This window comes from Bradyrhizobium sp. CCBAU 53421, assembly GCF_015291625.1.
In the GTDB taxonomy this organism is placed as follows: domain Bacteria; phylum Pseudomonadota; class Alphaproteobacteria; order Rhizobiales; family Xanthobacteraceae; genus Bradyrhizobium.
In genome coordinates, this window is the sequence record NZ_CP030047.1 from 1,939,474 (window position 1) to 1,959,198 (window position 19,725).

At 64.8% G+C, this 19,725-nt stretch carries 19 protein-coding genes; 14 read left to right on the forward strand and 5 right to left on the reverse strand.

Annotation, left to right across the window (positions count from 1 at the left end):
* Positions 1–14: 14 nt before the first annotated feature.
* The gene (locus tag XH92_RS09185; RefSeq protein WP_194458924.1) at positions 15–980 is read right to left on the reverse strand and encodes a sugar-binding protein; all 966 of its coding nucleotides are present in this window, start codon (positions 978–980) and stop codon (positions 15–17) included.
* Positions 981–1,221: 241 nt separating this feature from the next.
* Between XH92_RS09185 and XH92_RS09190 the strand changes: the two genes are divergently transcribed.
* The 3 genes from XH92_RS09190 (at position 1,222) to XH92_RS09200 (ending at position 4,352) form a co-directional block, all read left to right on the forward strand.
* Positions 1,222–2,493: an ROK family protein gene (locus XH92_RS09190; protein WP_194458925.1), complete on the forward strand. Its 1,272-nt coding sequence runs from the start codon at positions 1,222–1,224 to the stop codon at positions 2,491–2,493.
* Between the two features lie 79 nt (positions 2,494–2,572).
* Positions 2,573–3,331 carry an SDR family NAD(P)-dependent oxidoreductase gene (locus XH92_RS09195; RefSeq protein WP_194458926.1) on the forward strand — a complete coding sequence of 253 codons (759 nt, stop codon included), beginning with the start codon at positions 2,573–2,575 and terminating at the stop codon, positions 3,329–3,331.
* Between the two features lie 367 nt (positions 3,332–3,698).
* Positions 3,699–4,352: a TetR/AcrR family transcriptional regulator gene (locus XH92_RS09200; protein ID WP_194458927.1), complete on the forward strand. Its 654-nt coding sequence runs from the start codon at positions 3,699–3,701 to the stop codon at positions 4,350–4,352.
* Positions 4,353–4,360: 8 nt separating this feature from the next.
* Here XH92_RS09200 and paaZ read toward each other — a convergent pair whose 3' ends face one another.
* Together paaZ and paaG are read right to left on the reverse strand one after the other, a co-directional pair.
* Entirely contained in the window at positions 4,361–6,388 is a 2,028-nt protein-coding gene (paaZ, locus tag XH92_RS09205) for a phenylacetic acid degradation bifunctional protein PaaZ (protein ID WP_194461187.1), read from the reverse strand.
* Between the two features lie 114 nt (positions 6,389–6,502).
* Positions 6,503–7,294, reverse strand: coding sequence for a 2-(1,2-epoxy-1,2-dihydrophenyl)acetyl-CoA isomerase PaaG (gene paaG / locus XH92_RS09210; protein WP_194458928.1), 792 nt, complete (start codon positions 7,292–7,294; stop codon positions 6,503–6,505).
* 447 nt (positions 7,295–7,741) lie between these two features.
* Here paaG and XH92_RS09215 point away from each other — a divergent pair, with 447 nt between their 5' ends.
* A complete protein-coding gene (locus XH92_RS09215; RefSeq protein ID WP_194458929.1) occupies positions 7,742–8,653 on the forward strand; it encodes an AraC family transcriptional regulator in 912 nt (303 codons plus the stop codon).
* A gap of 36 nt (positions 8,654–8,689) precedes the next feature.
* Here XH92_RS09215 and XH92_RS09220 read toward each other — a convergent pair whose 3' ends face one another.
* A complete protein-coding gene (locus tag XH92_RS09220; protein ID WP_194458930.1) occupies positions 8,690–8,992 on the reverse strand; it encodes a hypothetical protein in 303 nt (100 codons plus the stop codon).
* Positions 8,993–9,191: 199 nt separating this feature from the next.
* Here XH92_RS09220 and XH92_RS09225 point away from each other — a divergent pair, with 199 nt between their 5' ends.
* The 7 genes from XH92_RS09225 (at position 9,192) to XH92_RS09255 (ending at position 16,598) form a co-directional block, all read left to right on the forward strand.
* Positions 9,192–10,211, forward strand: a complete 1,020-nt coding sequence (locus XH92_RS09225) for a DUF4424 domain-containing protein (RefSeq protein WP_194458931.1) — start codon at positions 9,192–9,194, stop codon at positions 10,209–10,211.
* Positions 10,212–10,378: 167 nt separating this feature from the next.
* Positions 10,379–11,590 carry an acyl-CoA dehydrogenase family protein gene (locus XH92_RS09230; protein ID WP_194458932.1) on the forward strand — a complete coding sequence of 404 codons (1,212 nt, stop codon included), beginning with the start codon at positions 10,379–10,381 and terminating at the stop codon, positions 11,588–11,590.
* 85 nt (positions 11,591–11,675) lie between these two features.
* A complete protein-coding gene (locus XH92_RS09235) occupies positions 11,676–12,152 on the forward strand; it encodes a hypothetical protein (protein ID WP_194458933.1) in 477 nt (158 codons plus the stop codon).
* A 235-nt stretch (positions 12,153–12,387) separates the two neighbouring features.
* On the forward strand, positions 12,388–13,509 hold the full coding sequence (locus tag XH92_RS09240; protein ID WP_194458934.1) for a branched-chain amino acid ABC transporter substrate-binding protein: 1,122 nt from the start codon (positions 12,388–12,390) through the stop codon (positions 13,507–13,509).
* 240 nt (positions 13,510–13,749) lie between these two features.
* Positions 13,750–14,781, forward strand: a complete 1,032-nt coding sequence (locus XH92_RS09245; protein WP_194458935.1) for a hypothetical protein — start codon at positions 13,750–13,752, stop codon at positions 14,779–14,781.
* 72 nt (positions 14,782–14,853) lie between these two features.
* Positions 14,854–15,702 carry an alpha/beta fold hydrolase gene (locus XH92_RS09250; protein ID WP_194458936.1) on the forward strand — a complete coding sequence of 283 codons (849 nt, stop codon included), beginning with the start codon at positions 14,854–14,856 and terminating at the stop codon, positions 15,700–15,702.
* 56 nt (positions 15,703–15,758) lie between these two features.
* On the forward strand, positions 15,759–16,598 hold the full coding sequence (locus XH92_RS09255; RefSeq protein WP_194458937.1) for a class I SAM-dependent methyltransferase: 840 nt from the start codon (positions 15,759–15,761) through the stop codon (positions 16,596–16,598).
* A gap of 9 nt (positions 16,599–16,607) precedes the next feature.
* Here XH92_RS09255 and XH92_RS09260 read toward each other — a convergent pair whose 3' ends face one another.
* Positions 16,608–17,153, reverse strand: a complete 546-nt coding sequence (locus tag XH92_RS09260) for a TetR/AcrR family transcriptional regulator (RefSeq protein ID WP_194458938.1) — start codon at positions 17,151–17,153, stop codon at positions 16,608–16,610.
* 113 nt (positions 17,154–17,266) lie between these two features.
* Here XH92_RS09260 and XH92_RS09265 point away from each other — a divergent pair, with 113 nt between their 5' ends.
* From XH92_RS09265 to XH92_RS09275, 3 genes are all read left to right on the forward strand, one after another.
* Positions 17,267–17,584, forward strand: a complete 318-nt coding sequence (locus XH92_RS09265) for a monooxygenase (RefSeq protein WP_194458939.1) — start codon at positions 17,267–17,269, stop codon at positions 17,582–17,584.
* 162 nt (positions 17,585–17,746) lie between these two features.
* Positions 17,747–18,796, forward strand: a complete 1,050-nt coding sequence (locus tag XH92_RS09270; protein ID WP_194458940.1) for an aldo/keto reductase — start codon at positions 17,747–17,749, stop codon at positions 18,794–18,796.
* Entirely contained in the window at positions 18,793–19,647 is an 855-nt protein-coding gene (locus XH92_RS09275) for an amidohydrolase (RefSeq protein WP_194458941.1), read from the forward strand. Before XH92_RS09270 ends, XH92_RS09275 begins: the two co-directional genes overlap by 4 nt.
* Positions 19,648–19,725: the final 78 nt, after the last annotated feature.

A 19,725-nucleotide genomic window follows, 5' to 3' on the forward strand; every position in this document is an offset into this window, starting at 1 on the left:
GAAGCCGATCGAAGTTACTTCTTCAGCAGTTCCTTCAATTGCCCGGCGAACTCCGCGACGTTGGTCTTGCTGATCACCTTGGTCGGCACGATCAGCTTGCTGTCCTTCGGAATCCAGGACTTGTCGCCGTTCAGCGTCTTGATGATGTTGGTGGCGGAGAGATAGCCGAACTCGTAGGGCTGCTGCACGACGGTGGATTCGATCGTGCCGTCGGAAATGCCCCGCAGCGTTCGCTGGTCCTCGTCGAAACCGACGATCTTCACCTTGCCGGCCTTGCCCGCGGCCTTCACCGCATCATAGATCAGCGGAGTCTCGTAGCTCCACAGGCCGGAGAGCAGCGCGATATCGGGATATTTGACGAGCACGTTCTCCATGTTCGCCTTGGCCTTGGCAAAGTCCACCTGGTCGGTGAACACGTCGACCAGCTCGACCTTGGTGCCGGCGATCGATTCCTTGATGCCCTGGACGCGCTCGCGGGCGTTGTCGGCGTCCATCGTGCCGACGAACAGCGCGATCTTGCCGCCGTTCGGCAGCGCCTTCTTGATCTCCTCGCCGGCCTGTCGCCCGGCCGCGACGTTGTCGGTGCCGATATAGGCGAGGCGGTTGCTCTGCGGCGCGTCGCTGTCGGTGGTGATCAGCACGGTCTTGGCCGCGACCTTGTTGAGTTCTTCGGTGGCGTGCGGCGCATCGTCGACCGAGATCGAGATGCCGGCGACGCCGCGTACCAGGAGGTCGTCCAGCTCGCGCCGCTGGCCAGCCGCGGTGCCTTCGTTGGTGACGATCAGCTCGATATTGTATTCCGGGTGCTCTTTCTGCGCCTTCTCCAGCCCGCGGCCGGCGATGGTCCAGAAGTCGGCTGCGACGTTGGTCACCAGCGCGATGGTCTTTTTTTGCTGTGCCTGTGCTATCCCCGTTGTCATCGCGAGCGCGGCCGCGCCCGCCAACAGCGGCACGATCAATCTTTTCATTGAGTCATTCATATGCACCTCCCTGTCGACAGCCCCGGTGAGGGGATTTCACGTCCGGCGCTTTTCACGCCTTATTTTATTCACGTAACTAATAAATTAGCGCGACAGAATGTCCAGTCAAGGATGTTCGAGTTTGTGTATTCAAGCAAAAATAGTGGGAAGGTGATGTATTTCGGCCGCTATCGACGCTTTTTGGCCAACGTCCGAGGCTCATCCGTTGAATAATTTTATCAAGCGAATTAAAAAAGCCGACATGAATGAGCAGTCCGAACCGCTGAGACGTGCTTCCAGTCTGGCCCGCGGATCGAACCGCGGCCGTCTCGTCGAGGTCTTGCGGCGTCAGGGACCATTGCCGCGCGTCGAGCTCGCCCGCAGCACCGGGCTGAGCTTTCCGGCCATTTCGGCCATCACGTCGAAGCTCATGGCGGAGGACCTGCTCTGCGAAGCCGTGACCGATGTGGCGGCGTCGTGGCCGGACGATACCGACGACGAGGATGCGGACGGGCTGAACGGCCGCCGCCGCGGCCGGCCGGCGGTCTTGCTGACCCTGAACCCCGAGTTCGGCCGCGTCATCGCCGTCTCGCTCCGCATGAACCTGGTCGAGACATTGCTCGCCGATTACAGCGGCGCTGCCCTGGCGCAATCGCGACTCGAACTCACGACGCGCGGGCTCGATGCAGGCGCGTTGTGCGATCTCGTGACTGCGCAGATCGAGGCCATGCTCGATGAGACCGCAACGCCGCGGGACCGGCTGCTCGGAATCGGGATTGCGCTGCAGGGCATCGTCGATGCCGACACCGGCCGGCATCTGTGGAGCCCGGCGCTGTCGATCACCGACGTCGATCTGGCGACACCGATCCGTGAGGCGTTCGGCGTCGACGTCGTGATGGCGAACGACGCGGTTGCGGTGGCGCTGGCCCTTGTCGCGGCCGAGCCGGCGCTGGCGCAGGGCCTCACGGCCACGCTCATGGTCGGTCACGGTATCGGCATGGGCATCGTTGTCGACGGCGAAGCGCGCTGGGGTGCCGGCGCCGGCAGCGAGATCGGCCATGTCAAGCTGACGCCGAACGGTCCGCAGTGCCGCTGCGGTCAGCGCGGCTGCATCGAAGCGCATCTCGCCGACTATGCACTCTATCGCGACGCCCGCACCTTTCTCGACCTGCCGCCGGCGGTGTCGCAGCAACCGTCCGAGGCGCAGATGGCACTGTTGCGCGCGCGGGCACGCGCCGGCGATCCCCGTCTCGAGCAGCTATTCCGCCAGGCCGGCCACGCGCTTGCCGAGGCGGTCGCCACGACGATATCGGTGCTGCGCCCGCATCATGTGATCCTCGCTGGTCCCGGCCTGCAGGCGTTCGACATGATGCGCAGTGCCTATGAGGAGCGGCTCGAGCAGGCGGTGCTGCCGTGGCTGCTCAAGTCCACCGCGATCCACGTGCGTCCAAGCGAGTCGGCGACGATCGTCGACGGCATGGTGCGGCGGACGCTGCGGGTCGTGGACCGAAACCACATGGAGACGACCGAGTGAATCTCGGGAGCCGTGGCTCTTGCCTTGAGCCGCGGCAACGCAACCGACGCGCTTCAGGCGCCAAAGCGAGAGAATGCCAATGCAGGGTGCCATTTATCCAAGCCTCAAGGACCGGACCGTGCTGGTCACCGGTGGCGGTTCCGGCATCGGCGAGGCCATCGTCCGCCAGTTCATCAGCCAGGGCGCGCGGGTCGGTTTCATCGATATCGATGTGACGTCCTCGGAGCAGCTGCTGTCCGATCTGGGAGCACATGCCCGCGTGCACTTCGAACATGCCGATCTGCGCGACATCGCCGCGCTGCGACGCGCGGTTGCCGGCATCCGCGAGGCGCTCGGACCGATCACCATCCTGGTCAACAATGCGGCGCGCGACGACCGCCACGCGATCGAGGACGTCACACCGGAATTCTGGGACGAGCGGATCGCCGTCAATCTGAAGCATCAGTTTTTCAGCGCCCAGGCGGTCACACCCGACATGAAGCAGGCAGGGGGCGGTGCGATCGTCAACATCGGCTCGGTGAGCTGGGTGATCGGCCAGGGCAACATGCCCTGCTACACCACGGCCAAATCAGCGGTTCAGGGCCTCACCCGCGCGCTGGCCCGCGATCTCGGGCCGTACAATGTGCGGGTCAACTCGATCCTGCCCGGATGGATCATGACCCAGCGGCAGCAGGATCTCTGGCTGACGCCCGAAGGCGTGGCCGAGCTGATGCAGCGTCAATGCCTCAAGCGCAAGCTCGTGCCTGACGACATCGCCCGCGTCGTTCTCTTTTTCGCCGCCGATGACAGCGGCGCCTGCACCAACCAGAGCCACATCGTCGACGGCGGCTGGGTCTAGCGATCGCAGCGCTCCGCGCTCGTCGATCAGTCCGCGGCTGAGGCGGTCAACGCGTCACGAAGCGCCTGGACGCGCTTGTTGAGCGAGACAAGTTCGTCGACCGTCAGGCCGATGCCGTTCTGACGTGCGTGTCGCGCTCCTTGTGGAGATGGCAGGGCGGTCCGCGGCGGCTCGCCATCTCGTCGGCAACGTGCCGCCATGTTCCCGCGAGCCTGGTTTGCAAGGAGCGGATTGCAACGCCCCCACCTATTCCGTATACGTCGTAGAATTGTCCGACCGGATGGTCAATGAATCGCCGCGCCGGACGTGGCTTTAGGCCGGTGGTCGAGGCGAGCGCCGAATAGCCGGCAGGTGGAACGGACAGGATATGGCCCGATCGCGCGCCAAGGACTATGACGACAAGCGCCTCTCGATGCTGCATCGCTCGGCCGAGCTGTTTGCCGCCTCGGGCTATGTCGGCACGTCGATGAACACGATCGCCGATGCGTGCGGCGTCTCGAAGGCGCTGCTCTATCACTATTATCCCGACAAGGAGGCGATCCTCTTCGATATCCTGTCGTCGCATCTCGAAGAGCTGGTGACGGCGGTACGCAGGGCGAGCGCGCAGGCCGGCGATCCGGTTGAGCGCTTCAGGACGATCGTTGCCACCTTGCTCGAGCTCTACCGGCATGCCGACGCCGAGCATCAGGTCCAGATTGCGAGCCTCAAGCTGCTGCCGAAGGACAAGCAGCAGCCGCTGCTGGCGAGCGAGCGGACGCTGGTCGGGATCATGTCGGATGCGCTCGCCGCGGCGGTGCCGACGGCGAAGCAGAAGCGGATTCTCAAGCCGCTGACGATGAGCGTCTTCGGCATGCTGAACTGGCACTATATGTGGTTTCGCGAGGGCGGGCCGATGACCCGCGCCGAATACGCCGACTTCGTCACGCAACTGGTGTTGGCCGGCGCGGAAGAGGCTGCCGCCACCCGGCCGCGCAGCAAGGCAAAGCCCGCCGGCCGGAGCCGGCAGGCCGAGTTGCTCTGAAGCGGCCGTTACGCCCGCATCGCGTTCATCGTCAGCAGTTCGTAGGTCGCCGCGGTCTCGCCGGTCCCGGTCGTGATCTCGACGTCCCAGCGCACCTCGCCATACTGCTTGTTGCGCGGCGTCTTCTCCTTCGCGGTCAGCCGCACCTGGATCTGTTCGCCCGGCTGGACCGGCTTCACGAAGTGCAGCGAGTCGAGGCCGTAATTCGCCAGAACCGGTCCGTAGTCGGGATCGACGAACAGGCCGGCCGCGAACGACAGCAGCAGATAGCCATGCGCGACGCGGCCCGGGAAGAACGGATGTCCCTTGGTCGCTTCCTCGTCCATGTGGGCATAGAAGGTGTCGCCGGTGAAATGCGCGAAGTGCTCGATGTCGTCGAGCGTGATCTGCCGCGCCTTCGAGACCAGCGTACGGCCGATCTCGAGATCGTCGTAGTGGTAGCGGAACGGGTGCAGGTCGCCTTCGAGCATCGGGCTGCCCTTGAACCAGCGGCCGGTGACGCCGCTCAGCATGCGAGCGGAGCCCTGCAACGCGGTGCGTTGCATGTAGTGCTGGAGGCTGCGGACGCCGCCCAGTTCCTCGCCGCCGCCGGCACGGCCCGGGCCGCCGTGAACCATCTGCGGCATCGGCGAACCGTGTCCGGTGTGCTCGGTCGCGCAGTCGCGGTCGATGATCGCGACACGGCCGTGAAAACTGCCGATGCCGAACGCAAGCTCGGTCGCGGCCGGGACGTCGTGGGTGTAGACCGATGCGACCAGGCTGCCGCCGCCGCGATTGGTCAGCGCGATGGCCTGGTCCAGATCGTCATAGCCCATCACGGTGCTGACAGGCCCGAACGCCTCGATCTCGTGCACCGCGGTTGCGGCGAGCGGCATCGCGCAATGCAGCAGCAGCGGCGGAACGAACGCGCCGCGCTTCGCGTCGGCGTCGATGAGCGGGAAATTGTCGGGATCGCCGGCCACCAGTTCGGCCTCGGTGCGAAGCTTCGCGACGTGGGCAAGCACATCGCTGCGCTGGGCGAGGCCGACCAGCGGGCCCATCCTGACTTTCTCGTTCTCTGGATTGCCGATCGTGACCTTGGCGAGACGCTCGCGCAGCGCCGTGACGACGGCGCCGATCTGCGCCGACGGCGCCAGCGCGCGGCGGATCGCGGTGCATTTCTGCCCGGCCTTGACCGTCATCTCCTTCGCGACTTCCTTGATGAAGAGGTCGAACTCCGGGGTTCCCGGTACGGCGTCCGGAGCCAGGATCGCGGCGTTGAGCGAATCCCGCTCGGCGATGAACCTGACGGCTTCGCGTGCAATGACCGGATGCTGTTGCAGTTTCTGTGAGGTGTCGGCCGAGCCCGTGAACGACACCACGTCCTGGCAGGTGAGATGGTCGAACAGATTGCCGGTCGATCCGAGGATGAATTGCAGGGCGCCTTCGGGCAGCACGCCGGATTCGGTGATCATCCGCACCAGCTCATAGGCGACATAGGAGGTGACGGTTGCGGGCTTGGTGACGACGGGAACGCCGGCGAGCAGCGCGGGCGCCAGCTTCTCCAGCATGCCCCAGCACGGGAAGTTGAACGCGTTGATGTGCACGGCAACGCCATGCAGCGGGGTGACGATGTGCTGACCGGCGAATGCGCCAGTCTTGGAGAGCCCCTCGACGTTGCCGTCGAGCAGGAATTTGGTGTTCGGAAGCTCGCGGCGTCCCTTGCTGGCATAGACGAACAAAGTGCCGATGCCGCCATCGACGTCGATCACGGCGTCGGCGCGGGTTGCGCCCGCATGGAGCGACAGCTTGTAAAGCCGGTCCTTGTGCTGGCTCAGATAGTCGGCCAGCGCCTTCAGCAAGCCGGCGCGCTGGTGGAACGACAGCTTGCGGAGATTCTTTCCGCCGACCGCGCGGCCATAGGCGAGGATCTCGCGCATGTCGAGATCGCTCCTGGTCGCGAGCGCCACCACATCGCCGGTGACCGCGCTGCGAATCTCGGTGGCCGGTTCGCCCGCACCGGACCATTTTCCGCGAACGAAGCTGTCGAGCTTCATGACCTTGTCCGCCGCCTGCGCGTCGCTTGATTGAGGCTGTGTCATCGAAGTTGAACCCTCTGACTTGTGATCAATGATGCGTCTCGCCTTGCCGGCGGAACGTTCAATCTGCGGTTAGACCCGCCCGGTGAACCGCGGCGCGCGCTTTTCAAGAAAGGCGCTGACGCCTTCGGCATAGTCCGCCGACCGGCCGGCGCGTCCCTGCAGATCGCGCTCGAGCGTGAGCTGCGCGTCGAGCGTGTTGGTCTCGGACGCATCGAGTGCCTGCTTGATCAACGCAAGGCCATCGGTCGGCTGCGTCGCGAGCGAGGCGGCGAGAGCATGGGCCTCGGGCATCAGCTCCGCATCCTCGACCACCTTCCAGACCATGCCCCACGTCTCCGCCCGCTCCGCGGAGACCGGTTCGGCCAGCATGGCCAGGGCGCGGGCCCGCGCCGGGCCGACGAGCCGCGGCAGGAACCAGGTGCCGCCGGAATCCGGAACGAGGCCGAGCTTCGCGAAGGCCTGAATGAACTTGGCCGATCGTGCGGCGATCACGATATCGCAGGCGAGCGCCACGTTCGCGCCGGCGCCGGCGGCCACCCCGTTGACGGCGCACACGACCGGCATCGGAATGCTGCGCAGCTTGCGCACCAGCGGGTTGTAGTATTTTTCGATCGGCACCGAGAGATCAGGCGTCTCGCCCGGCGTGAACACGCCGTCGGAGAGATCCTGCCCGGCGCAGAACCCGCGTCCCGCTCCGGTCAGGATCAGCGCGCGGCAGGACTTGTCCTGCTCGGCCGCGAGCAGCGCGGCCATCAATGCTTTGTGCAGATCGGCGCTGAATGAATTCAGGCGGTCGGGTCTGTTGAGCGTCAGGACGCGATATCCGGCGCGGATATCGGTCAACACCAGATCGCTGACCATGATTACCTCCCGTTGCGGCTTCTGATGACCGTGGTCGCGTGACCTGCGTCTGCATTACTATTGACCGTCCGGTCAGTCAATTATAATTATCCCACGCGCCAACGCCGACATTGTCTTGGGCTTATCGAACGCGACCGAATTTATTCCAGCCGATTGCGCGAACGACGTCGGATCAGTTTCGGCGGCTGCGCCGGATCTGCGTATTTGCGATGCTTATGCGCGACGCGGGATGCTTGACAGTTGTCAGATCGAAGCATCGGTGGAACCGGCGAAAGGTTCACGCTTAAAGCACCGCTGCATGGCCCCCATGCTGCGGTATGCGCCGCCACAAATCAGCCGTATATCAGCCGCGACCTCCGCCGCCATGAGGGCGAGCCTATGACAATGCAGTCGGGCGATATCACAGGGTTTCGATTTTCGACCGCGCTACTCGGCGAGCGAGATCGCTTGCCGATCTTTCGCGAGCAGATCGGGCGGATGATCGTCAAGCTCGATCCGGAGCCGCTCGACGACGGCGTGTTTCATGCCGAAGCGAATGTCCGCGAATTGTCCGGGCTCGGCATCGGATCCTGGGCGTGCAGCAATCTCAGGATCGCAAGGCCGCGCGAACTGCTCGACGGCACCGACGATTTGGTGCTGACGATCATCACGAGCGGCAACACCCGCGCCTCGCAGCGCGGCCGCGATATCGAGCTCGGCCCGGGCCAGGCCGTGCTGCAGTCGAGCGCAGAAGCGGGCAACATGGTGGTGCCGGTGTCGCCGAGCCGCTTCGTTGGTCTCCGCCTGCCGCGCAAGGCGCTCGCATCGCTGGTCAACGATCCCGAAGACATGCTGATCAGCCCCTTGCCGGCGAACACGGAGGCGATGCGCCTCTTGGCGCTTTACATCAGGGAGCTCGACGACAGCTACCAGCTTTCGACTCCCGAGCTGCGTAGCGCCGTCGTCAAGCATCTGATCGATCTCGGCGCGCTGATCATCGGCGCCAACCGGGATGCGGCGGCTGCCGCGGAAGACGGCGGACTGGCGGCTGCCCGGCTCGCCGCGGTCAAGGCCGACATCAGCGACAATCTGAGCTATGGCGACCTCACGCTGCCCGCGGTGGCTGCCCGGCTGAAGCTCACGCCGCGCCATATCCAGAGGCTGTTCGAGAGCGTCGGTTCGACATTCTCGGAATTCGTGCTCGGCCAGCGCCTGGCGCGCGCGCATCATCTGCTGACCGATCCGCGCCACAGCCGCAGCACCATCGGCACGATCGCGTTCGAGGTCGGGTTCGGCGATCTGTCCTACTTCAACCGCACCTTCCGCCGGCAATACGGCATGACACCATCAGATATTCGCGCGGTGCCGCGGCGCTCCTAACCGCGCGTCCGAACTCCTCTGCGCGTCCGACGCTGCTTACGGCTCTCCGCAATCCGGCACCCGGCGAATCTGTTCGATCAACCGCTGGTGACGCTCTGCGGACAGCGCCCGCTCATTCGCGCACATCAGCATGGCGACGCATGCCGCCTGCGGCGCCGAAGGCCAGGCGATGGTGCCGTCGATCGCGCCATCGCATTTGAGGTAGGCGTTCTTCGCATCCCAACGGATCGCGCTTTCGGGTGCTGGTGTCGCGGCCGCCGCGATCACCGCCATTGCAACGAGCGCTGCGGATCGGAACGTCCAACGAAATTGTTCGAGAAGGCGCTTGTCAATCTTCATGGCGATCGGAAGTCGTGCTAGGCAGCCGATCATTAGGGGCGCATCGGTGCGCTCGCAAGCCTGTCGTCCGGCATGACGTGTGATGTCGACGAGAAAAGATCGCGGCCGCCGCGAACCTGTTGGATGTTGGGCGCACTCATTCAGGGATGCGACTAACTGCCGCGAGTTTCCTCCCCCAATCCCAATCAAGAGAGAAGGAATGACCATGCCTCCGATAGCCAAAGGGGCTTTTCTGGTCCTGCTTGCCGGGCTGCTGCCCTGGTGCGCGCGGGCGAATGACACGTCCGCTGCGCTGGAAACGGGAGGACTTCGCTTCAAGCAGGACCCCGATATCGTGATGCGCGCCGAGGATCTGTTCATCTCCGAGAAGCAGATCCGGATCGTCTACCGGTTCTTCAACACCTCGGCCGCCGACAAGACGATCATGATCGCGTTCCCGATGCCGGACATCGTCGGCAAGGAGGCGGACGAGAACATCGGACTTCCGACCGACGATCCCGAGAACATCTTTGACTTCCACGTCACCGTCGACGGCAGGGCGGCCGCGCCGCATCTCGAGCAGACGGCACTCGCGAACGACGTGGACCAGACGGCACTGCTGCGGAAGCTCAAAATTCCGCTGATGCCGATCAGGGGGCCAGCGGGCGAGCTGCTCGACAAGGTGCCGAAATCGAACTGGCCGGAGCTCGTCAAGCTCGGCGTCGGCGCCATCGAGACCTACGGGTCGGGTGGCCCGATGCAGGATCACCTGGTGCCGATCTGGACGTTGCGCTCGGCCTATACCTGGACGCAGACCTTCCCGGCGGGCCGGGAGATCACCTTCGAGCAGACCTATCGTCCGAGCGTCGGCGGCTCCGTGCAGACGATCATCGGCGCCGACAATTGGCGCAGCAATCCGGAAGCGCGGGAGCTTCTCGCGTCATATTGCATCGACGACGACCTGATCCGCACCATCGAGCGGGCGCGTGCGACGAGGCACGCTCCCTATCCGCCGTTCAGTGAACGGTCGATTGCCTATGTGCTCTCGACCGGCGCCAACTGGGCGGCGCCGATCGGCGACTTTCACCTCACCGTCGACAAGGGCGAGCCCAATAATTTCGTCAGCTTCTGCGCCGAAGGCGTCAAGAAGACCGGACCGACCCGCTTCGAGGTCCGGCACACGAACTTCAGGCCGTCGCGAGATCTGAAGATTGTCATCTTTGTTCCGAACCCGAATTAGCACGGACAGGAAGAACGCAATCATTGCGAACATTGTTGCGTGATGTCGCATTCGTCCATCTCCCTGTCGCATCCGTCCGAGCCTGGCCTCACCGGGGCGCCTAAAAGGCGGCCCCCGTGATCGCCCTGCACTGGCGATCCACCGATAGCGATGTAGCGAGGCCACCAATGACAGACACCACCTCGTCGTTCGTCGATGCCGCCGCGGCGCTCGCGCCGCGGGTTCAAGCATCAGTGCAGGAGAGCGAGCGGTCACGGCGGCTGCCCGTCGCGCTGATAGACGCCATGGCGCAGGCCGGGCTGTTCCGGCTCTGGATTCCGCGCGCCATCGGCGGCGAGGAGGCTGACCCGATGACTCTCGTTCGGGTGGTCGAGGAGATCTCGCGCGCCGACGGTGCCGCCGGCTGGTGCATGGCGATCGGCGGCGCCTATGGTGTGTTCGGCGGCTATCTTGGGAACGACGCCGCGCGCGACATCTACGGCAGCGATCCGCTGGTTCGGATTGCGGGAGCCTTGCGGCCGTTCGGCACCGCGAGGATCGTCGATGGCGGCTATCGCGTCACAGGCCGCTGGCCGCTCGGCAGCGGCTGCCAGCACTCCGGTTGGATGATCGGCAATTGCCGGATCTTCGACGGCGATCAACCGCGCCTTCGGCCCGACGGCACCCCGGTGATGCGCTTCATGCTGTTTCCGACCGCGCAGTGCGAAATTCTCGACACCTGGCACAGTATCGGGCTGCGCGGCACCGGCAGCCATGATTATGCGATCGCGGATGCTTTCGTGCCCTCCGCGAAGTCGCTGTCGTTCCGCGAACCGCCGGTGGAGCCGGGGGCGCTCTATGCGTTTCCGACCATCGCGCTGTTTGGGGTGGCGCTCGCGGCCGTGCCGCTCGGCATCGCCCGCCACGCGATCGACATTCTGGTCGAGCTTGTCGGACGAAAGATCGCGACGCGCTCGCGCAAGCTGCTCCGTGAGGATACGCTGGTCCAGGCTGATCTCGGACGCGCCGAGGCCTTGCTGGGCTCGGGGCGGGCTTTCCTCTACGGCACGCTGGAAGAGGCGTGGCAGGCGGTCAGCGCCGGCAAGGCACTCAGCGTTGCCGAGCGCGCCAGGCTGTGGCTGGCATCGACACATGCGGCGAACACGGCCAAGCAGGCAACCGAGCTGATGTTCGATGCCGGCGGCTCTTCCTCGGTGGACGTGAGCTGCGGGCTCGAACGCTGCGTGCGTGACGTCCATGCTGCCGTCCAGCACCTCACGCTGGCACCGGCCAACTATCAGATGGCTGGTGAGGCGTATCTCGGCGGAGACATGCGCTCGTCGCCCTTGCTGGTCTCGGATGATCGCGACGATGCACGCTCGCTATCTCCCGTTCAGTGAATGGTCGATCGCTTATGTGCTCTCGACCGGGCGCCGGCGCGCTGCAACGATAATGAACATATCCAGGATGGTCGCGAAAAGGGCCATGCGCCTGCTTCTCTGTGTCGGCGCGTTGACCGGCGGGGTATCGGCGCAGTCGACCGATCCGCATCATCCGACGGTGCTCGGCGCCGGCGTCAATCGGGCCAACATCACCAATGATGTCCGTGGCCACTACTACGCCTTCATGGCCGGCCCGGGCCATGTCGACGTCGAGCTCGCCTTCAAGGAGATGGGCGTGTTCGGCCGTCCGCTGCCGCAGCATCTCAACTTCGACTTCTGGAATGCGGACGGCGTTCGGCTGTCCCACATCGAGGTCCTGTCCCAAGGCAACGTCGTCCGCCGGCATACCGATGCCGATTTGCCGGCTCGGCAAAGAATCAATCTGGCGGTCTCGACGCAATGGGGCGCGATCAAGGTCGGCGGTTACTACGAGGTCGAGCTGAAAGGTGCTGTGGAAGCGGCGGCACCGGTCGGAGCCGACGTCAAGCCGGCAGGGTCCGGGCCGCTGGTGCGGCCGTGATCGGACAAGCCATCACTTATGTGCAGACGCGCACACAGGACGATTCCAGATGCCAATGCACGGCAACGTGTTTCACATTGTTGCCCGATGTCGCATATGTCCAATCCCCCGTCGCCCCAGTCCGAGCCGGCCGGCTGCCGCGCGCATACAAGGCAGCCCCCGGTGATCGTCGCATCCGGCGATATGAGTCGGTTGTGATGCATTGAGGCGACTTGAGACCATCGAGGAGAATGTGATGAAGTTTGCACTTCGAAGATACTTTCTTGCGCTTGGCACGAGCCTGGCACTGTCCAGCGCGGCCATGGCCCAGGATATCAGTGTTGCTGTGGTTGGGCCGATGACCGGCTCGGAGGCGAGCTTCGGCCAGCAGTTCAAGAACGGTGCCGATCTCGCGATTGCCGACATCAATGCGGCGGGCGGCGTGCTCGGCAAGAAGCTGAAGTTGGAAGTCGGCGACGACGCCTGCGATCCGAAACAGGCGGTGTCGGTTGCCGAGAAGATGGCAGGCGCGAGGATTCCGTTCGTGGTCGGGCACTTCTGCTCCTCGACCTCGATCCCCGCCTCGGACGCCTATGCCGAGGGCAATGTGCTGCAGATCACGCCGGGCTCGACCAACCCGCTCTTCACCGAGCGCGGATTGTGGAACACGTTCCGCGTCTGCGGCCGGGATGACCAGCAGGGCATGGTCGCGGCGGCCTATATCATCAAGAACTACAAGACCAAGAACGTCGCGATCATCCACGACAAGACGACCTACGGCAAAGGCCTTGCCGACGAGACCAAGAACGCCATCAACGCGGCGGGCGTGAAGGAAAAGCTCTATGAGGCCTACACCAAGGGCGACAAGGACTTTGCCGCGCTGGTGTCCCGTTTCAAGAAGGAATCGATCGATTTCGTCTATGTCGGTGGCTACTACGCCGAGGCGGCTTTGATCCTGCGCCAGATGCGCGAGCAGGGCGTCAATGCCGTGCTGATGGGCGGCGACGCCCTGGTCGACAAGCAATTCGCCGCGATCGCCGGTCCGCTAGCCGAGGGCTCGCTGTTCACCTTCTCGCCCGATCCGCGCAAGAAGGTGACCGCGACCGCGACCTTGAAGAAATTCAAGGACAAGGGCATCGATCCGGACGGCTACACGCTCTACAGCTATGCCGCGTTCCAGATCTGGAGCCAGGCCGTCGCCCGCGCCCAGACCACGGACGCCAAAAAGATCGCAGCGACCATCAAGAGTGGGCACTGGGACACCGTGCTCGGCAACATCAGCTACACGCCGAAAGGTGACATCACCTTGATCGACTACGTCGTGTACCGCCGCGACAAGGACGGCAACTACGCCGAGCTGCCGGCCGCCGGTCAGTGATCGCTGGCCGCGACATCGGCGCTCCTCCCTGATCGATGTCGCGGCTGTGCCGGGTCACAGCGCCAACGGACCAACCCTCTGCCAGCCCCGGAGGTGTTGGCGCTGTGACGCCTGCTCCGCGACCGAGAAGGGCAGGTTGCCGCGTGAGTCACAGTGTCGAGCTGATCCCGCAACAACGATTCCCAAAACGATCCCATTGAATCAAATTTCGATCGATCACGGCAACTCGAGAGGCAACACGTGTCTGACATCAGCCTGAGCAATGGCGGCGGCCGCGGCGGCTCAGCCGATTGGCACGCCGCGGGACAATCCCAGGGAGTGTCCCACTCCTATCCGTTGCTGGTTCGCGATCATGGTCTGGCGACGGCGCTGAAGCTGTTGGTCGAGACCTTGCCCTACGCGCTGGCGCGCTGGGGCGTGCTGCTGGCCTTTGCCGCAGCGTGCGCCATTTGGGCCGTGGTCGCAGTCGGCGGCGCAGTGTGGCTCGGCACACATGTCGTCAGCGTGTTCGGCTATTGCTGGCTGCTTGGCATCCTGCTGCTCGGCGGATGGATCTGGGGCGCCATCCTGCGCTACACGCTGCATCTGATCGCCTGCGGTCATGTCGCCGTGCTGACCGAGTTGATCACGCGCGGCAGCATCGGCAACGGCACCGAGGGGCAGTTCGCCTACGGCCGCAGGATCGTGATGGACCGGTTCGGCGAGGTCGCGGTGCTGTTCGGACTTGGCGCGCTGATCCGCGCCGTGCTGCGCGCGTTTCACAATGCGCTCGATACGCTCGGCGAATGGCTGCACGCGCCCGGCATGAAGGCGATCGTCGGTCTGCTCAACACCATCCTGTCGGCCGCGACGCGCTATCTGGACAAGGTGGTGCTGTCCTACGACCTGGCGCGCGGCGGCGACGATCCGAGGCGCAACATCCAGGACGGGCTGGTGTATTACTGCCAGAACGCCAAGCCGATCCTGGCGACGTCGGTCTGGATGGTCATCGTCGAGCGCATCTTGAGCATCCTGCTTTGCCTGCTGCTGCTGGTTCCCGCCGGCGTGGTGACGGTCTGGTTGCCGGAGGCTGTCAGGGAGTATGGCGCCGTGGTCACTGTCTTCATCGCGGCCCTGCTGGCGGTGACGGTGCGCGCGGCATTCATCCAGCCGCTGTTTCTGATCTGCATGATGATCCGCTTTCACGCGCTGATCGAGAATCAGCCGATCAACTCGACCTGGGTCGGTTATCTCGACGGCCTCACAGACAAGTTCCGGCAGATCGGACGCTGAGATCGGCAGATGACAGGCATGCATTGGGCCTTCGGTACCTGGTGCTGATCGCATTCGTAATGGAGATGTTAAGTGACCGATCTAACGCTCGACAATAATGGCGTCAGGCTTGCTGCATCCGTTGACGGCCCGGCGGACGGCGAACCGATCCTGTTTCTGCACGGCCTGTCGCTGAGCCGGGACACCTGGCAGGAAATCGGCGGCCGGCTGAGGGATCGATATCGGGTCTGGACTTTGGATTTCCGGGGACACGGGCACTCGGACCGGGCCCCGCGCTACGCGCTCGCCGACTATGTTTCGGACGCGGAGACGGTGCTGGCTGCAATCGGGCGTCCGGCGGTGATCGTCGGGCATTCGCTCGGCGGCTGCGTCGCCGGAGTGCTGGCGCAGCGCGGTGATGCCAGTGTGCGCGCCGCCTTCCTCGAGGATCCGCCTTGGTATCTTGGGCAGCCGGGCGAGTGGGAGAAATCGGCATTCCCAAAGCTGTTTTCGATCGCCAGCGCACGTCAGGCTGCGTGGCAGCAGGCGCGCGCGCCACTCGGCACCTACCTTGCATTCGTTGCGGACTCTCCGACGCCCATGGGTGGAATCGGCCGCGATCATTTCGGCTCCCGTCATCTGTTGAGCCATGCGTCTGCGCTCCAGCGGCAGGACGGCCGCTGCTGGGCGGACGGAAACGTTGCGACCTCGGTTCTTGCGGCGATTCCGACCGAGCGGGAATTCCTCTGTCCTGTCGGGATTATCCAGGCCGATCCCGGATGTGGGGCGGCCTTGCTGGAGGGCCACGAAGCGCGCTTCGCGCAGGCCAATCCGCGCGCCGACATCGTTCGCTATGAGGGCTGCGGCCATTCACCTCACCGCTCCATCGCGTTCGAGCAGCGCTTCGTGGCGGATCTGCAAGCCTTCTTGTCGCGCGTGTAGCCGGAGTGAGCACGCGCGCGGCCGCCTCCATTCGTCAACCAAAGACGGGTAGATCCATGCAAGAGACGTCCGGCTACGATCCGAATTATGTGATGGGGCGTTCGACCGCGGAGACCGACCGGCTCAAGCGCCAGTCGCAGCTCTACGACGCCTCCACCTGGCAGCTCCTGAAGGAGGCCGGGCTCTCGCCGGGCATGAAGGTGCTCGACATCGGAAGCGGCGCCGGCAACGTGTCCTTCATAGCCGCGGGCCTGGTCGGCGAAAGCGGGGCGGTCGTCGGGGTCGACAGCAATCCCGCCATCGTCGAAGAAGCCGCGGCCACCGCGCGTTCGCTCGGGCTGGGCCAGGTTTCGTTCCGTGTCGGCGATATCAGCACGATCGAGCTGGAGCGGGATTTCGATGCGGTCGTCGGCCGGCTCGTGCTGATCTATGTGAAGGATCCTGCGGCGCTGATCAGGCATTTGCTCGGGCATATCAAGCCCGATGGCATCGTGGCGTTCCAGGATCTCGACTGGGGCGAGGGGCCGATCGCCAATCCGCCGTCGCCCCTGCTGTCGCGGGCGTGGGGCACTGTCAAGGAGATGTTCAGACGGGCAGGCCTGAACAACCGCATGGGATTGTCGTTGCACGGCGCCTTCGTGGCGGCCGGGCTTCCCGCGCCGCGCATGAGCCTGTTTGCGCCGGCCGGAGGCGGGGCTGATTTCGACGGTTACGACTACATGGCGAGCGGCCTGCGCAGCAATCTGCCGCATATCGTCAAGCTAGGCGTCGCCACCGAGGCGGATCTGGCGCTGGATAGTTTTGCCGAGCGATTGCGTGCTGAAGTGGTTGCGGCGAACGGTGTGTTCGCGTTGCCGACCTTTGTCGGAGCCTGGTCGCGCAGGCAGCCGGGCTGAACCGCGACCTCAGGCATTGCCGATGACCGCATCGATGAACGTTGCGGCCAATTCCCTCAACTGCTTGCGGCTGTATCCGGCGCGCTCCATTACGGCCAGCCCACGTGTGTACGTCACGATGACGCGCGCCAGCCGGTTCGCATCGGCCGCGCTGCGCTTGCCCGGCGTCCGGCCGATGGCCTTGCCGATCAGGTGCTCGAGCCGCGTGAGTACATCCTGCACCCGTTGACGCACATCCGTGCTTGAGATGGCCGCGTCGAGTGCGGTGCGCGTGGTCAGGCAGCCGCGCGGCGGCGAGCCGTCAGTCATGTTGACGATGATCATGTCGAAGAAGTGTTTGAGCCCCGCCGCAGTGTCGCCCTGGGACAGCGCGTTGCCGGCCGCCTCCAGGAATTGCCCGGCATATCGATCGAAGGCGCGCAGGAAGATCGCTTCCTTGTCGCCATAGGCGTTGTAGAGGCTGCCGCGCTGCACGCGGGTCGCCTCCGCGAGGTCCAGCATGGTCGCGTCGTGCAGGCCCTTGCGCCAGAACACGTCGAGCGCGGTCGCGATCACCTCGTCCTCGTCAAACTGCCGCATGCCTACCATTCGGTCCGCTCCGTCAAACCATCCTTGACAGTGTCGTCAAGATTGACAATGATGTCAAGAATGATGCCAAGGAGGTCCAGATGATTACCGCCGTCACGACGTTCAGATTGCCGAAGCCGGTCACGCGCGAGGAAGCGCGCAGCATCTTCCTGAGCACCGCACCGATCTATCGCGACGTGCCGGGACTGTTTCGCAAGACCTATGTGCTGTCCGAGGACGGCATGGCGGCCGGCGGTATCTACTTCTGGAACTCGAGGGGGGAGGCGGAAGCGCTGTACACCGATGCGTGGCGCGCCCGCGCCCGCGAGAAATACGGCGCCGATCCGACGATCACTTATTTCGAGAGCCCGGTGGTGGTCGACAATATCGCCGCGGAGATCAGCTCCGACGACGAATAGGGCGTCGTCACATCAGATTCATGATGAGATTCATGATGACCCGGAACTTTCGACCGTTGCTCTGACGCGCATGGTCTGCATGTTGGGCGCATCCGCTTGTGCTCGGTGTGCCCGCAAGGCTACTCTCCCTGCAAGAAAGAAAACTGCAAGGGAGCCGTCACGGTGAACCGATCCCCATCCTCGCACCCGGCGCCTGCGTCGGCCCTAGCACGCCGCAGGCTCGGCCGTACCGGGCTCGATGTCTCCATTCTCGGCTTCGGCACCGCGCCGCTCGGCGATCTCTTCGCGCGGCTCGACGACGCCACGGCGATCGCAGCGGCGGAAAGGGCGTTTGCGCTTGGCGTGAACCTGCTGGATTCCTCGCCGCTCTATGGGCATGGCCTCGCCGAGCATCGCTGCGGCACCGCGCTGCGTCGCGTCGCGCGCGACGAGATCGTCGTCTGCACCAAGGTCGGACGCTGGATGGACCCGTTCCATGGCCGCGGCGACGGCTCGAACTTTGTCGGCGGCCAGCCGCATCGCGCGGTGGTCGATTATTCCTATGACGGCACCATGCGCTCGGTCGAGCAGTCGCTGCTGCGGCTCGGCACCGATCGTATCGACCTGCTGTTGATCCACGATGTCGACGTCTGGACCCACGGTGCCGATGCGATCGAAGCCAGGTTCCGCGAGGCGATGGAGGGCGCCTATGTCGCGCTCGACAAATTGCGCGCCGAGGGCGTGGTCAAGGGTATCGGGATCGGCGTCAACGAGGCCGAAATGTGCGTGCGCTTCGCCAAGGCCGGAACGTTCGACACCATGCTGCTCGCCGGCCGCTATTCGCTGCTGGAGCAGCCGGCGCTCGCCGAATTCCTGCCGCTCGCAGAGAAGCAGCGCATCGGCGTGATGCTCGGCGGCGTGTTCAACTCCGGCATCCTGGCGACCGGCGCGGTGGCCGGCGCCAAGTACAATTACAAGGACGCGCCGCCCGACGTGATGCAGAAGGTGGCGGCGATCGAGCGCGTCTGCCGCGCCCATGGCGTGGCGCTGCCGACCGCCGCGCTGCATTTCGCGCTGGGCCATCCGGCGGTCGCGAGCGTCGTGCTCGGCGCGCAGACGCCACAGGAGGTCGAGCGCAACGCCGCAGCATTGTCGTCGGCCGTCCCCGCCGCGCTGTGGCGCGATCTGAAAGCCAAGGGGCTGCTCGACCAGCACGCGCCGGTGCCGGCATGATGCGGATCGATGCCCATCACCATGTCTGGACCTTGGCGCGTGCCGATTACGGTTGGCTTACGCCGGAGCGCGGACCGATCTATCGCGACTTCGGCCTGACCGATCTCGCGCCGCATCTCGCCGCCGCCGCCATCGAAGGCACTATCCTGGTGCAGGCCGCGCCGACCGAGGCGGAGACGGCGTTCATGCTCGACGTCGCCAAAGGCGCGGAGCTGGTGCGCGGCGTGGTCGGTTGGATCGACTTCGATGCTGACGACGCCGCGACGCGGGTCGACGCGGTCGCCGACCGCGAGCTGCTGGTCGGTCTGCGGCCGATGGTGCAGGACATCGCCGACGATGACTGGCTGCTGCGGCCGGAACTGGCCGCGCCGCTCGAGGCCATGGCGCAGTACGGCCTCGTGTTCGATGCGCTGGTATTGCCGCGCCATTTGCCACGGTTCGTCCAGGTGGTCGATCGCCATCCGGACCTGCAATTCGTGCTCGACCATTTCGGCAAGCCGCAGCTCGCCACCGGCGACATCGCGGCCTGGAAGGATGACATCGCGAGTCTGGCCGCGCGCTCCAACGTCGTCTGCAAGCTGTCGGGCCTTGCGACGGAGGCAGCGCCGAACTGGCAGGTCGCCGATCTGCGCGAGGCGGTGGATCATGCGCTGGCATGTTTCGGCCCGCAGCGGATGCTGTGGGGCAGCGACTGGCCGGTCGTCAATCTCGCCGGCGGCTATGCGCACTGGTTCGCGGCGGCGGAGACCTTGCTGGCTGATTTGTCAAGTGACGAGCGGAGCGCAATTTTCGGCGGCAATGCGGCGCGCATCTATTTGTCAAGCCGCGGGCGGCCCGCATCCAGGAAATAGCGCGCGCAAGACGCCAAATTTGATCCACAGCGCGCCTTGATGAATCATTCCGGGATGGTCCATAAGCGGCGTCCGCGC